This window comes from Virgibacillus carmonensis (assembly GCF_057836705.1).
The window spans coordinates 1-14,939 of the sequence record NZ_JBYQFJ010000048.1 but is presented as its reverse complement, the minus strand read 5'-3'; the positions used below and the strand labels follow the sequence as shown (position 1 = coordinate 14,939).

Here is a 14,939-nt window from a genome sequence, read left to right as displayed (position 1 = left end):
GCGACTGCCCGCAGCGGAAATCACGTTGCTGTTACATCGCAGTTTATTTCCGTAGCGGTAAATCACGCCACAGTTTATATCAACTTCGGTGGTATGAGCAACAAACTATATAAAAACAGCCTTATTTTTTAGCGACTTCTTTTGCAATCAATTTACTTAAAAGAAAAACAATTTGGTCTATTTTTGGTAAGGTCAAAGTGGTAACCTATATTCACTAGTGTTAATAAAAAGTTAGAGGGGGAGAGCGTAAAGTGATGGAACTAAAAACGTTCGAACGTTCAGATTTCAAACAACTTATCAATTGGATTGATTCACCCGATTTCTTGCTACAATGGGGAGGACCTGGATTTGATTATCCATTAACCGAAAGTCAGTTAGAAAAGTACATAGTGAATACGAATAATGATAGTTTTGACATCCTAGTTTATAAAGTGGTGCATAAAGAAACAGGAGATGTTGTTGGTCACATTTCTTTAGGGGAAATCGATATGATAAATAAGTCTGCAAGAGTTGGGAAAGTGTTAGTCGGCGATAAAAATGTAAGGGGACAAGGGATCGGTCAGCTAATGGTGAAGGAAGTCCTCAAAGTTGCATTTGACGAACTTTATTTGCATAGAGTTAGTCTTGGGGTTTTTGATTTTAACATGTCTGCTATAAAATCGTATGAAAAGGCAGGGTTTATAAAAGAAGGTTTACATAGAGATTCAAGAAAAAATGGCGACGAATACTGGAGCTTATGGGAAATGAGTATCCTGGAAAATGAATGGATGGAAATCAAAAAATGCTAGTTACTCAGCAGAATTAGATGGAACAGTTAAATTAAATAACTCAACTTTCGCAGACTGAAATAAGTAGGCGCTCCCTGATGCAGTTGAATAAGTCCTCAATCCATTGTTGTAGTTGACACAAAATATATAAAATACTACTTAACATTCCGCTCCAGAAATACACTACGCTTTCCGCGGGCTTGCGCTGAGCCTCCTTGCGAGCAAAGAACGCTCACTGCGGGGTCTCATCACTACGCTTTCCCGCAGGAGTCTTCGTGTATTTCTTCCGCTAAAGTGGCGTTTAATTGGAGTGGAGGGAAGTCGACTCCTGCTTAGAAAAGCAACAGCTGAAGATCCCGGAGGAAGTGGTTTGTGCTTCCGAGGAAGCTGAAGCGTTGGCCTAAGGTGCGCAATTAAACTTGCCTCAGTGTCGCATTTTGTATCAGTTAGGACAAAGTAAATAGTAACAAATTTACAAAAATACATATTTGTAATTCGTATCAAGTACCATAGTTCAAGTGCTACAAGTACTACAGTTTATTGGATGCATCTTGATTATCTATGTGCGAAAGTTGAGTAAATAACAAATAAATTCTAAGGAAGTAGGTGTTTCGAATGAGTGATAAATGGTTGGAGTGGGCAAAAAGGATTCAATCTCTTTCTCAAGCAGGCTTAACTTTTTCAAAAGATGTTTACGACGTTGAGCGCTTTGAAGAGCTGCGTTCTATTAGTGCCGAAATTATGGAAGAATATACGGAACTAGAAATGGAAAAAATCAGGGATTTATTCACGAACGAAACGGGATATCAAACACCGAAAGTAGATGTTCGTGGGGCAGTGTTTAGAGATGATCAAATTTTAATGGTAAGAGAAAAAATGGATGATCGTTGGTCTTTACCCGGTGGGTTCTGTGACATAGGATTATCGCCTACTGAAAATATTGTAAAAGAAATAAAAGAAGAATCTGGTTATAATGTTATACATAAGAAGCTTATAGCCCTGTTAGATACAACGAAACATGATCATCCACCATTACCTTATCATTATTATAAGCTATTTATTCACTGCGAAATAGTTGGTGGACAAGCAACTAATGGAGTAGAAACAAATGGGGTGAAGTTTTTCTCTGAAACTAATTTACCCAAACTTTCTAGCGGGAGGAATACCGAGCCACAAATTAGGATGCTTTTTGACTCTTTAAAAAATCCCAGTGAGGAGACTATTATAGATTAATCGTTGATGGAGATAGTAATAAAATATGTACGAAACTAAATTTGTCCAGGAATACCCCGTTTTACAGTTTCGGAGTTAATGGTATAATTTGGTGGATTGGTAATAGTTAACTGATTATCTGTATAAAACAAAAGGGGTGAAGCCTCTGTTTGAATTTTTTTTCGTGTGTATCGCCTATCTATTTGGGTGCTTAAATGGGGCCTATTATGTAGGGAAGATAACGTCAAAACAGGATATTAGAGAGCTTGGAAGTTCAAATGCAGGTGCTAGAAATGCAGGTAGGGTGTTAGGACGCTCTGCTTTTATTTACACGGTTATGATCGATGCTCTGAAAACCATTATTCCACTAGTAATTGCTTTCTTTTTGTTTGATGTTACTGTATTCCAATTAGGATGTATAGCACTGGCCGTTTTGATTGGTCATATTTGGCCTGTACAACTGCAATTTCGCGGTGGCAAGGGAGTGGTTGTCTATTTAGCCGTTGCTTTAGTGCTTGCTCCAATAACCCTTATTGCAGTTGGACTAACCTTGCTGGTTGGTTTGAAGATAAAGAGGAACTTTACACTAGTAGGTTTAATTGCTCTTTGCACAATTCCAGTTACCTTAACAATCTTAGCAAAGCTTATGTTAGCAGGGATATTCTTATTAATGCTGCTAATTGTATTATTCGTGCATAGAAAGGAGGATTAAAATGAGTTATTTTAAACCAATTTTGTACAAACTAGCAGAAGACGTTGATGAATTGGAACAAATATATCGCTTAAATTATGAAACGTTTGTAGAAGAAATTCCACAACATGAGATGAATGAGGATAGAAAATTAATCGATCGCTTCAACGATGAAAATACATATATAATTGCGAAAAGAATAGATGAAGTAGTTGGAATGATTTCTGTAAAAGAAAATCGACCATTTTCATTGGATCAAAAACTAATGGATCTTGATGATTATTTAACGGAAGAATCTGTGCCATGTGAAATAAGACTGCTTTCAATAAAAGAAACATATCGTGGTGGACGTATTTTTTATGGGTTGTGTGAAAAGCTGGTTTCCTATTGTTTAGAAAAAGGTTATACAATGGCATTAATTTCTGGGACACTACAACAGACCAAGCTCTATAAACACATGGGCTTTCAATCATTTGGGCCAATTGTTGGTACAGAAAAAGCACCTTATCAGCCAATGTTCTTAACAAAGAAGAACTTTGAACGATCATCAAGGGCTTTTCAGAAAATGATGCAACGGAAAGAGAAAATGGTTTACCAAAACTTTCTACCAGGTCCTGTTGAGGTAACAGAAGAGGTGAAGAAAGCATGGCTAGAACCGCCAATCTCACACCGTTCTTTAACCATACAGAACGTAATGAATAAGATACAAATGGAATTATGTGATCTAACCAACGCCAATTATGTAGAGGTAATCGTAGGAACAGGTACCCTTGCTAACGATATGGTTGGAGCACAGTTGTCAACACTCAAAGGCAAAGGGTTGATTTTAGCCAATGGTGAATTTGGCGAGCGTTTGATTGATCATGGAAATAGATGGGGTCTCTCTTTTGAAAAAATACAGAAACCATGGAACACTTCCATAACGATACAAGAGATAGATCAAGTTCTAAGCAACTATCCAGATATTCAGTGGCTTTGGACGGTTCATTGTGAAACATCTACTGGATATGTTTATTCTTTACAGCAATTGAAGGAGGTTTGCGACAAATATAATGTACACCTTTGCGTCGATGCTTGCAGTACTGTTGGTGTAATTCCTGTTGATTTAGCTGATGTTTATTTAGCAAGTACGGTTAGTGGAAAAGGTCTTGCCTCCTACCCTGGGCTAGCTATTGTATTTCATCGAGGTAGAATCTTACCAAACGAGAAAATACCGAACTACTTGGATATAGGAAGATATCAAGCTTATAATAGTATTCCTTACACGCACTCATCGAATGGTTTGTTGGCTTTACAGATGGCCTTGAGCAATCCACATGCAGCAAAAGATGCACTGGCTAATAAGATTTGTCATGAATTTGAATCCTCAGGTATGTTGGTACTTAGAGGGAAAGAATATTCACCGGGGATAATTACCGTTAGCTTAGCAAAGAATATTTCTTCAAAGGAATTTGGTGACCGTTTAAAATCGTATGGAATACATACAAGTTATGAAAGTGGTTATCTAATTAAACGAAATTGGTTCCAAGTTGCGCTCATGGGAGAACAAGGGCAGACTAAGGTCATGAAAGCTATCCGAATAATTAATGAGCAATTTGAACAGGTTACCAAAGAAAAGGCGATGAACAGATGAAACAACTTACCAACTATGTATCTACACATATTATAGCCACGGCAATCATTTTACTATGGATGAAAACAGTGGTAGTAACGCTAATTGGGTTTGATATAGAAATTGCTTCCTGGTTGGATGTAGTATTACTCATTCTTGGCCCAATTGGAACACTACTGTTATTTATAGGCTGCAGCTTCTTTTTCAGCAAACGTGTTCGACCAATTAGTTTACTTATTATTTATATTCTACTTACAGGACTTCTATATGCTAATTTACTTTATTTTCGTTTCTACATAGACTTTGTTACGGTTTCTGTTTTAATGCAGATAAATAATGTCGGTGGGTTAGGAGCGAGTACCGTTGAATTGCTCTCTCCTTGGGATGCACTGCTGTTTATCGATATCTTTATCTTGGGCTGGGTAATCTTTTCTAAAAGTAAGAGAGAACGGGAACAGATTCACATGCCCGCTAAAAAGAAATATGGATTAACAAGTATCAGTATAATTGCTGTTACTATCGGCTTAGGTGTTAGTCAACATCCACATTTACTTGAAACAGCATATGATCGGGAGCAGCTTGTTAAATCGTTAGGTCTCTATAATTACCAGGTGCTTAATTTAGCATATGGAGTAAAGGCGCCGATTGAAAAAGTTTTTTCCGATGAAAAAGATGCGCGTGAGCTAGTAGATGAATATGTCCAAGATAAACAAAAAGCACGTACAGATTCATTTGGTGCAGCCAAAGGAAAGAACGTTATCATAATTAGCCTGGAATCCACACAAAACTTTGTCATCAATAGAAGCATCAATGGCGAGGAAATAACTCCTTTTCTAAATGATTTGATTGATGAAAGCTTTTATTTTTCTAATATCTATGACCAAGCGGCTCAAGGGAAAACATCTGATGCTGAATTTATGGTCGATAACGGATTATACCCACTACCCAGCGGTTCGGTATTCGTACGTCGTCCAGAAAATACTTTTGATTCACTTCCTAAGATTTTAAAGGAAGAGGGCGATTATACATCTGTCACCTTCCATGGCAATGACCGGGAGTTTTGGAACAGGGAACAAATGTATAACACGCTGGGATATGATCACTATTTTTCAAAAAGGGATTATGAGGTAACAAATGAAAATTCTATTAACTATGGAATTAAGGATATTCCTTTTTTTGAACAATCAATGGCGGACTTGTCTAATTTGTCCGAACCTTACTATGCAAAATTTATTACATTAACAAACCATTTTCCCTTCTTATTAGAGGAAGAGGACCAATTTATTGAGCCCGCCAATACGGAAGTAGATGTTGTAAATCGTTATGTCACGACAGTCAGGTATTTAGATGAATCGCTAAAAGAATTTTTTCAACTGTTAAAAGATCAAGATATGTACGAAGACACGATGTTCGTGTTCTATGGAGATCATTATGGAATTTCAAAAAAATATGAAGATGGCGTACATGAACTGTTGGAACAAGAAGCTACACCGCTTAATCATTTAGAATTGCAGCAGATCCCTTTAATTATTCATATACCTGGCGAGGAAGGAAAAGTAATAGATACAGCAGGAGGACAAATAGACATTCGCGCAACTGTATTACACCTACTCGGGATTCCTACTTATAACAAAATGTCTTTTAGCCATGATTTATTTGTAAAAGATAAGGATAAGCCTGTTGTTATCAGAGATGGTAGCGTAATTACAAATGATTATGCGTACATCAATAATCTGTGTTACAGCAGAAAATCAAAAGAAGTCGTAGCAAGGAACAAATGCCTACAGTATGAAAAAACTGGCCGGCAACAATTAGAACTTTCCGATCAGATTATACTAGGGGATTTGTTGCGTTTTACTGAATGATAATCCAACTATTTAGGCAAGGTAAATTGAAAATCGTATGTTGCTAACCAAGAGATTAAGTCTCTTGGTTTTTTTGGTCAAAGCAAGTAGAGTATAAAATTTGGCGTTTATCTGTCTAGCTCCAGCGCCTAGCCCGCCTGAGGTTTTATATATCGGAATGAGCGTTGATATTCCAGATTGAAGGTTGATATATCGGATTGAACGTTGATATATCGGAATGAGCGTTGATATATCGGAATGAGCGTTGATATATCGGAATGAGTGTTGATATATCGGAATGAGTGTTGATATATCGGAATGAGTGTTGATATTCCAGATTGAAGGTTGATATATCGGAATGAGTGTTGATATATCGGAATGAGCGTTGATATTCCGGATCGACTGTTAAGTCAAATCTCTTTGTGATAAAAAACATCACTAAGAGATTCGTCTTAATTCTTGCCTGAGGCTTATGACTAAGGAAAACTTCTGCGAATAATCACCGAGGGAACAATCTACCATTGTGATTTCGAAGGTGCCTGCGTTTTTTTTAATGACCATGTTCATTTCTTGAATAGTAAGGGGTGCTGTGGGAATTATAAGTTGTTTAAGTGTATCTCTTTCCAGTTCTCCTTCTTGGATCTTAACATAAGTCCTATGCCTTCTTTTAGTGTAGTTAAAAAGAATGATTTTTCACTTGAATAAGTTACTTTTTAATTAATAGATGATATAATTTACTAAAATGTATGAAAATTTAAAAAGGGATGTGGACATGCAATGAATCGTAAACGCAATTTGAACAGGTTTTTTCTCGTTTTTCTTATGGCACTGCTCGCATTAATGCCCTTAGCAATGGAAAAAAACACATCGTTTGTGAAGGCTTCAGGTGAATCAACGAAAGTTGCATCCATTGAATCTACACAGCTAAGTCAAAAAATTGATGAAATAATAAATGACGATCGACTTGATGGAGCGCTTACTGGAGTCAGCATAAGAAATGCGGATAGCGGAGAACGTCTCTATTCTAATTCTGCCGATACTTTCTTGCATCCAGCTTCTAACCAGAAATTGCTGACTGGTGTAACTGCATTAAGTGTACTCGGACCGGACTATCGCTTTTCAACCGAAGTTTTAACCAATGGCAAATTGAAAGGGAAGGTTCTTACTGGCAATTTATATTTAAAAGGAAAAGGCGATCCAACGCTAATGCAGAAAGATTTAAATCAATTTGCCAAAGATCTGAAGGAGAAAGGAATCCACAAAATCAAGGGTGATTTGATCGGGGATGATAGTTGGTTTGATGATGTACGACTGTCTACGGATTTGAATTGGGATGATGAGCCTAATTACACTGGTGCTCAGATTTCCGGATTGACTATTTCTCCAAATGATGATTATGACGCCGGAACGGTCATCGTAGAGGTGAACCCAGGGGGAAAAGCTGGCGTCAGCCCTGAAGTAAAGCTGACACCGGAAACAGACTATGTGACCATTGTCAATAAAGCAAAAACCGTTAGCAGTAACGAATCAAAGGATATTTCCATCAAACGTGAACATGGAACTAATAATATTGTTATTGAAGGAAAAATTCCGGTCGATGGATCACGATCAAGATCATGGAGTTCTGTATGGGAACCAACAGGTTATGCCTTAGATGTTTTCAAGAAGTCATTAGAGAAACAGGGCATTCAGCTAATTGGAAACTCAAAAGTCAAAATAGGTGTTACACCGGAAAAGGCAACAGTTCTTACATCTAAACAATCAATGCCACTGGAAAAACTTTTCATTCCGTTTATGAAGCTTAGTAACAACGGGCATGCCGAGGTTCTTGTGAAGGAAATGGGCAAATTCGTTCATGGAGAAGGTAGCTGGGACAAAGGAATTGAAGTCATGGAAGAAAAACTAGCTGCATTCGGGTTAAATATGGATAAGGTGTTGCTCCGTGATGGGTCAGGTATGTCCCATAAAAACTTGATTCCTGCAGAAGAGCTTACCAAACTCTTATTTGAAATACAGAATGAAAGCTGGTACCCCGTATTTGAAAACTCACTGCCAGTAGCGGGTATCCCAGAGCGCTTGGTAGGAGGAACATTGCGTAATCGCATGACAGGTGATTCCACAAAAGGAAATGTTACAGCTAAAACCGGTTCACTGACTGGAGTCAGCACACTTTCTGGATACGTCACGGCAAAAGACGGCGAAAAGCTGGTCTTCTCTGTGATGATGAACAATTATATAGATGGATCGATGACTGAGATACAGGATGAAATTGCTACTGTGTTAGCGGAGCATGATTTTGAGTAAGGCCTAATCAATAATCATAACAAAGCCATCCTATACTGAAAATAGGATGGCTTTCAAATGGACTTCCAGTTATTAATCAATTTTATTTAATTAATAACTTGTAAATCAACTTTATTTGATATATAATTCATACATCAAATAAAGTTGATTTAAAAAAGAGGGATAATCATGTTTCCAGTAACCGCCGAATTGCAAAATACATTTAACCATTACGAAAAGACATTTAAAGCATTAGCAGATGAAAAAAGATTACAGCTACTTAATTTACTAGCTACTTCATCTGAGGACTATATTTGTGTTTGTGACTTAGTGGAAGAGATGGAGATGGCTCAATCAAAACTTTCGTACCATCTAAAGATTTTGCTACAAGCAAATCTGATCATCAGAGAAAAGAAAGGAACTTGGAGTTACTACTCGCTAAATCATAAGGAAATAAATAATGTTCTGTCAGAAGAACTTTGTTGCTTATTCCGCAAGACAAACGAAACAAAGTAAAGGAGAGATAAACATGCTGACAAATTTACCTACTGTTGTTATTGGAGCGGGTCCAGTTGGGCTTGCAGCAGCTGCCCACCTGCACAAGTATAACCAAAATTTCCTTGTACTTGAGAAAGGGTCTAAAGCAGGAAGTAACATTCTTGAATGGGGGAACGTTCAGTTGTTCTCGCCTTGGGAATTCAACGTGGATCAAGCTGCTAAAAAAATGTTACAACAAACCGATTGGGTTGAACCTGAAGCAGATAAATTACCTACTGGAAAAGAACTTGTGGACGAATACTTAGAGCCTTTGTCAAATCTTACCCAGATGAAAAAAAATATAACCTTTGAGGCTGAGGTTATCGATATCACAAAAAAGAGTATCGATAAAATGAAGTCTGATTTACGTGATCAAACGCCTTTCGTATTATATGTGAAAATAGATGGGTTAATTGAAAAAATAGAAGCTAAAGCAGTTATTGATGCTACTGGAACGTGGAATAACCCAAACCCTCCTTTTGCAGACGGGATCTGGAGAAACGAAGGACGCGAAAAAAAACTGCACACGCGAATTCCAGATTTCTCTGAAGAAGCAGAAATATTTAAAGGCAAACATGTTGCAGTAATTGGTAGTGGACATTCTGCTTTAAATACATTAATTGACTTGACATCATTAAAAGCTGAATATCCAAACACAAAGATTTCTTGGATTGTTCGTAAGCAACACGTACAAGAGGCTTTTGGAGGAAAAGAGAATGATGAGTTAGTGGCAAGAGGAGAACTTGGCTCAAAAACACATCAGCTTGTTGAGAATGGTCTTGTAAACGTTCATTCAGGATTTTATGTTGAAGAAATAATGGAGCAGGATGGATCTTTTATCATTCAAAGCAATGACGAGGTGTCTATAAGTAAAGTAGACGAAATTATTGTAAATACAGGTGCTAGGCCTAACTTTTCGTTTTTAAGCGAATTGAGATTAGAAGTGGATCCTGTAGTTGAAAGTACCAGAGAGCTTGCTCCACTTATCGATCCTAATCTTCATAGTTGTGGCACTGTTCGTCCACATGGGGAAAAAGAATTGCGACAAGTAGAACCGGGTTTCTATATAACAGGTGTAAAAAGTTACGGTCGTGCACCGACATTTTTAATGGTAACGGGTTATGAACAAGTACGTTCTATTGTCGCCTATATCTCTGGTGATGTGGAAGAATCTATAAAAGTTAAGTTGAAGTTACCTGAAACAGGGGTATGCAAAGTGAATACTATTCCAAAGCAATTACAAATTAGCGGAGTGAATGCTGAAGATGGATGCTGCGGCACTCCCCGTGGTTGTTAATGGTTTTCGTGTTAATATGTTGTTACCTTAAAAATAACGTGCAGGTTGTCTATGACAACCTGCACGTTAAGTCTAGTTATTTACTTGCTTCGTAATCATAATTTCCTTCTTTTTAGTCAGACCTGCCGACCAGTTACCAGTATGCTCCTCCAAGCACCACTGAAGTGTATCAGTTATAGTTTCTTCTATAGATCTGAAGCGTAATCCGGCTTCAACTGCTTTATCATTATTTGCATGCATCATCCCATTCATGTTCAAGGAATCAGGCAGCCAAAACGGTAACTCTATCCACGGCTCTACTTGACTCTCTAGTAAAACTGATTCCTCAATCCAATAAAGTTTTGTATTTTTGGGAGAGAGTATTTTTTGACAAGTTGTTAAGAAATCTTTAAATCTGATCGGCTCTCTTGGACCAACTGCATTATACGCTCCCATTAGATCTTGTTTGACAGCTTTGATAATCCATAAAGCTAAATCGCGGACGTCAATAAACTGCGAGGACTTCTCTTGACTTACATTAGGTACAACAACATTTCCTCCTTGGTTCATTCTCCATGGCCAATATGTAAAACGATCAGTTGGATCATTAGGCCCGACAATAAGACCAGGGCGGATAATAAGTTTGTTCTTAATTTCTTTGTTTACAATTAATTCACACGTTGCTTTATTGCTTGCATAACCGCCTTTATTTGGTTCATGAATAGCATCTGTTTCAAATACAGGTCCTTTACTTAAATCCTCATAAGCACTGATACTTGAAATATAGAGATACTTGTCACACCGGCCTTTTAATTGCTCCACCGATCGCCTTACATCATCAGGTTCTCTTCCGCATGTGTCGATAACTACATCCCAGTAATTTGTTAGAAGTTTAATATCAGTTGAGCTGCGATCACCAACTATATGTGTGACGCCATCAACATCTCTTAAAAAATCTGGATCTGTTTTTCCGCGATTAAATAAAGTGACCTCAATGCCATTTAATAAAGCCTGTTTAGCAATATGTTTGCCTAAGAACTCCGTACCACCTATCAAAAGCATTTTCATTTGGTTTTCCCCTCTCCATTATTAACTAGCCAATCCACCTTGCATACTAGACTCTGGTTGTTGAACGCTTAAGGCGTGAATGGAAACACTGTCTGTCAGCAAGCTTGCTAGAAGTTGTATATCTCCTTTTTGCAAAGCGTTACTATATAGCTGTACACGTAGTGCCTCCTCTTCATCAACAAGATGTTCTGCCTCTACATCCACTTTCCTAACTTTTTGTCTTGCCCGGAAAAGATTAGCTTTTACAGCCCCTACATTTAAGTTCGTTAAAATAGCAATTTCTTTCAGACTGCATCTACAAACATCAGATAGAAGAAACATTATTTGCTGGTTCATCGTTAAATTAGACACAAGTGCAGTTAGCAAATAGCTGCTGTTCAAATACGTTGGAAATTCGGTTGATTCATCAACGTTTTGATAATTATCTTCATATGAAATGGTAGCTAGTTTCTTTCTCCGTGACTCATCAATCAAGGTGTTCTTGGCAACCATAGCAAAATATTTCTTCGTCAATACTTGTGGGTGCTTGTTTTTATAGTGTACATAAGACTTTAACCAAGTGGTTTGCATAAGGTCTTCTGCATCAAAACGGTTACTGGTAAAATGCTGACAAACTTTCCATGTGGAAGAAGCACTTTGCTCCCAATTCTCATTAAACTCCTCGTTCATGAAATACACTCCTTTTTCAAATCGCGCCCTTCACATCTCTTAACGAAAATAAGGAAAGAAAAGATACGATGATTTTATAATTATTTTTGTCAGGATAAATCAATTAAAGCCTTATTGTTTTATATTAATTTTTCACATTATTATAACAGTTAAAACAGATACCATGTTAGAATTAGGATGGTTTAGTTGATCTTCCTAAGATTAAAAATAGATGGGGGTTGGAAAAAATGACACGTATTATTTCTTTTGCCAAATCGGCAGCATCTCATGCAAAGCCTAGTATTAGAAGGCGATAACTTTGCGTGAGGTGGTATTAATTTATTAAATCGCCTAAGTAATACGATATCATTTCTAATATGTCTGGCTTTGCACCTTATATCTATTTCGTGAAATATGAATAAGGGGGCAGGCAGAAATGAGCTATGTAAAGGCAAATAAGGTATTGCCTGAAGAACTGATTGTAGAACTGCAAAAATACGTTCAAGGGGAAACGTTATATATTCCTAAAGCTAAAAATAATTATCAAAAATGGGGTACATGTTCTGGTGGAAGAAAGGTAATTGATGAAAGGAATGCCAGAATTAAAATTGGTTTTAATAATGGTAAAACCATGGATCAGTTAGCTGACGAATATTTTCTTTCAACAGAAAGCATTAAAAAAATTGTTTACTCTAAAAATTAGAGGTCAAAGCGCTGGTTATCTTTATCTAAAAGATGATTAGTGCTTTTTTAAAAGCAAGGAAAGTATACATTTCGGCGTTTATCTATCCAGCCCCAGCGCCTAGTCCATCGAACGTTGATATAGCCGAATGAGCGTTGATATCCTGGATCGAATGTTGATATAGCCGAATAAGCGTTGATATCTTGGATCGAATGTTGATATAGCCGAATGAGTGTTGATATCCTGGATTGAACGTTGATATTTCGGATCGAATGTTAAGACGAATCTCTTTGTGATAAATAGCCCTCACAAAGAGATTCGTCTTAAATTTGTTGACGGGCATTAAATCCCCACTGAATGAAGTTTCACTTTATGGCAAATTTGTTTATTAGTTATTTTTTCTATTTATGAAAGACGTACAATCATCTAGTATTAGACTATTCGTTAGTGAATAGGGGCTGAAGGGGATGGAACAAAAACGAGTAATAAAATTCTTAACAAGCAAAAGGGTGTATGTAAGACCGATAGAAAACGCAGATTTAGACTTATTTTATGAAAAAGCTCTTTGGGATAAAGAAGGAAGGAGACTAACGGGAACACAAGCTGTATTTAGTCGTCAGGGTATTCAAAATTGGTTTGATAGAAACGCTACAGATACTAGTAGAATTGATTTAATCATTTGTTTGCAGGAGAACGATCGGCCGATTGGAGATATGGCTATGTTAGATATCGACCATCAAAATCAAAATTCTGTTGTAAGGATTTCTATATTTGATAAAGAATTTTGGGGTGACGGATATGGTACGGAGGCAATGTCTTTACTAGTAGAATTTGGGTTTGATATTTTAAATTTGCATCGAATTGGGCTAGACGTCTTCACATTTAATGAAAGAGCTTTAAAAGCATATGAAAAGTTAGGATTTAAACGAGAGGGAACAATCAGAGATGAGATTTTCTATAATGGTGAATTTCATGATTCCATAGTGATGGGTGTTCTGAGAGAAGAATTTAAGAAATTTCACATGAGGTGATAGTATGCTTAAAAGTAACAGTGAGATTGATAAGGTACTAGCAGATATATATGATAAAGTGGGTTTTTCAGGGGTCGTATACATGAAAAGCGGAAATAATGTATGTGAGTCAGCATATGGTTTTGCAAATAGGTCCGAAAAACTGCCAAACGCAGTGGATACACGATTTGGCATCGCGTCTGGATGTAAATTGTTTACAGCTATAGGCATTTGCCAGCTGGTTGAAAAGGGGACGCTCACTTTTGATATGCACTTAAAGGATTGTTTGGCTATTCATTTTCCTAATTTTGACGAAAACATAACGCTCCATCACCTTTTGACACACACTTCCGGCATTCCGGACTACTTTGATGAGGAAACAATGGGTGACTTTGAAGATCTTTGGAAGGAAAATCCTATGTACCTTTTGAAAAATCTAAAAGACTTTTTACCGATGTTCCGAGAGAATCAAATGATGTCGAAACCGGGTGAAAAGTTTCATTATAATAATGCTGGTTTCATTGTATTAGGTTTAATCATCGAGCAACAAACCGGGCTCAGGTTTACCGATTATATCGAGTTAGAAGTATTCAGTCGATGCGATATGAAGAATTCTGGTTATTTTTCTTTAGATTGTCTTCCCCAAAATACAGCATATGGTTATATGGACAACGAAGAAGACGGAACCTGGCGAACAAACGTCTTCGCCATACCTGTTAAAGGTGGAGCTGATGGTGGCGCATATATTACGGCACCAGATATGATGAAATTGTGGGAAGGATTATGGAATAATAATCTATTAGGGCAGGAATATACGAATCAACTTTTGACTCCGCAGATATCTGTTCAGGACGACGTGTATTACGGTTATGGACTATGGATAAATAAAAGAAACAATCGCGTTTTCAAATACCATGTGATGGGATATGACCCTGGCGTAAGTTTTCATTCATCCGTTTATCCGGACTTGAATATCAAACTTGTTGTACCTTCAAATAAAAGTTCTGGTGCATTTGAAGTGACAAAAGCAATAGAAGATAATTTTTAATAGTTCTAAAAATAAAGCCGATTAACTCAAATGAGTCAATCGGCTTTATTAAAATTCTCTTACACTGGTGGAAAGAGTAGTTAATTACTCAACTTTCGCAGACTGAAATAAGTAGATGATCCCTGAAATAGTTGAATAAGTCCGCAATCCATTGTTGTAGTTGACACAAAATCTGTAAACTGCGACATAACTACTTTGCTTGGTGGTTGGACAACCGTTCCGGAAATCCACTTCGCTTTCCGTGGGCTCGCGATGAGCCTC

At 37.3% G+C, this 14,939-nt stretch carries 14 protein-coding genes; 11 read left to right on the top strand and 3 right to left on the bottom strand.

Annotation, left to right across the window (positions count from 1 at the left end; all coding sequences use genetic code 11):
• Positions 1–254: 254 nt before the first annotated feature.
• The 8 genes from AC3G7N_RS19595 (at position 255) to AC3G7N_RS19560 (ending at position 10,243) form a co-directional block, all read left to right on the top strand.
• Entirely contained in the window at positions 255–788 is a 534-nt protein-coding gene (locus AC3G7N_RS19595) for a GNAT family N-acetyltransferase (RefSeq protein WP_489423851.1), read from the top strand.
• Between the two features lie 594 nt (positions 789–1,382).
• Positions 1,383–2,000, top strand: a complete 618-nt coding sequence (locus tag AC3G7N_RS19590; protein ID WP_489423850.1) for an NUDIX hydrolase — start codon at positions 1,383–1,385, stop codon at positions 1,998–2,000.
• A 136-nt stretch (positions 2,001–2,136) separates the two neighbouring features.
• Positions 2,137–2,691 (top strand): glycerol-3-phosphate acyltransferase, encoded by a 555-nt coding sequence (locus AC3G7N_RS19585; protein WP_489423849.1) that lies wholly within the window; start codon positions 2,137–2,139, stop codon positions 2,689–2,691.
• 1 nt (position 2,692) lies between these two features.
• The gene (locus tag AC3G7N_RS19580; protein WP_489423848.1) at positions 2,693–4,303 is read left to right on the top strand and encodes an aminotransferase class V-fold PLP-dependent enzyme; all 1,611 of its coding nucleotides are present in this window, start codon (positions 2,693–2,695) and stop codon (positions 4,301–4,303) included.
• Entirely contained in the window at positions 4,300–6,147 is a 1,848-nt protein-coding gene (locus tag AC3G7N_RS19575; RefSeq protein WP_489423847.1) for an LTA synthase family protein, read from the top strand. Before AC3G7N_RS19580 ends, AC3G7N_RS19575 begins: the two co-directional genes overlap by 4 nt.
• A gap of 756 nt (positions 6,148–6,903) precedes the next feature.
• Positions 6,904–8,430, top strand: a complete 1,527-nt coding sequence (dacB, locus tag AC3G7N_RS19570; RefSeq protein WP_489423846.1) for a D-alanyl-D-alanine carboxypeptidase/D-alanyl-D-alanine endopeptidase — start codon at positions 6,904–6,906, stop codon at positions 8,428–8,430.
• A gap of 168 nt (positions 8,431–8,598) precedes the next feature.
• Entirely contained in the window at positions 8,599–8,925 is a 327-nt protein-coding gene (locus tag AC3G7N_RS19565; protein ID WP_489423845.1) for an ArsR/SmtB family transcription factor, read from the top strand.
• Positions 8,926–8,938: 13 nt separating this feature from the next.
• Positions 8,939–10,243 carry an NAD(P)-binding domain-containing protein gene (locus tag AC3G7N_RS19560; RefSeq protein WP_489423844.1) on the top strand — a complete coding sequence of 435 codons (1,305 nt, stop codon included), beginning with the start codon at positions 8,939–8,941 and terminating at the stop codon, positions 10,241–10,243.
• A 72-nt stretch (positions 10,244–10,315) separates the two neighbouring features.
• Here the strand turns inward: AC3G7N_RS19560 and AC3G7N_RS19555 are convergent, their stop codons facing one another.
• Together AC3G7N_RS19555 and AC3G7N_RS19550 are read right to left on the bottom strand one after the other, a co-directional pair.
• Positions 10,316–11,290, bottom strand: a complete 975-nt coding sequence (locus AC3G7N_RS19555; RefSeq protein WP_489423843.1) for an NAD-dependent epimerase/dehydratase family protein — start codon at positions 11,288–11,290, stop codon at positions 10,316–10,318.
• 21 nt (positions 11,291–11,311) lie between these two features.
• Positions 11,312–11,959, bottom strand: a complete 648-nt coding sequence (locus AC3G7N_RS19550) for a sigma-70 family RNA polymerase sigma factor (protein WP_489423842.1) — start codon at positions 11,957–11,959, stop codon at positions 11,312–11,314.
• Between the two features lie 415 nt (positions 11,960–12,374).
• On the opposite strand from AC3G7N_RS19550, the gene AC3G7N_RS19545 reads away from it, so the two are divergent.
• The 3 genes from AC3G7N_RS19545 to AC3G7N_RS19535 all read left to right on the top strand — a co-directional run bounded on the left by AC3G7N_RS19545 (position 12,375) and on the right by AC3G7N_RS19535 (position 14,678).
• On the top strand, positions 12,375–12,641 hold the full coding sequence (locus tag AC3G7N_RS19545; protein WP_489423841.1) for a CD3324 family protein: 267 nt from the start codon (positions 12,375–12,377) through the stop codon (positions 12,639–12,641).
• A gap of 446 nt (positions 12,642–13,087) precedes the next feature.
• Positions 13,088–13,651: a GNAT family N-acetyltransferase gene (locus AC3G7N_RS19540; RefSeq protein WP_489423840.1), complete on the top strand. Its 564-nt coding sequence runs from the start codon at positions 13,088–13,090 to the stop codon at positions 13,649–13,651.
• 4 nt (positions 13,652–13,655) lie between these two features.
• Positions 13,656–14,678, top strand: a complete 1,023-nt coding sequence (locus AC3G7N_RS19535) for a serine hydrolase domain-containing protein (RefSeq protein WP_489423839.1) — start codon at positions 13,656–13,658, stop codon at positions 14,676–14,678.
• 80 nt (positions 14,679–14,758) lie between these two features.
• Here the strand turns inward: AC3G7N_RS19535 and AC3G7N_RS19530 are convergent.
• A partial coding sequence (locus AC3G7N_RS19530; RefSeq protein ID WP_489423838.1) for a hypothetical protein occupies positions 14,759–14,939 on the bottom strand: 181 nt, incomplete at its 5' end.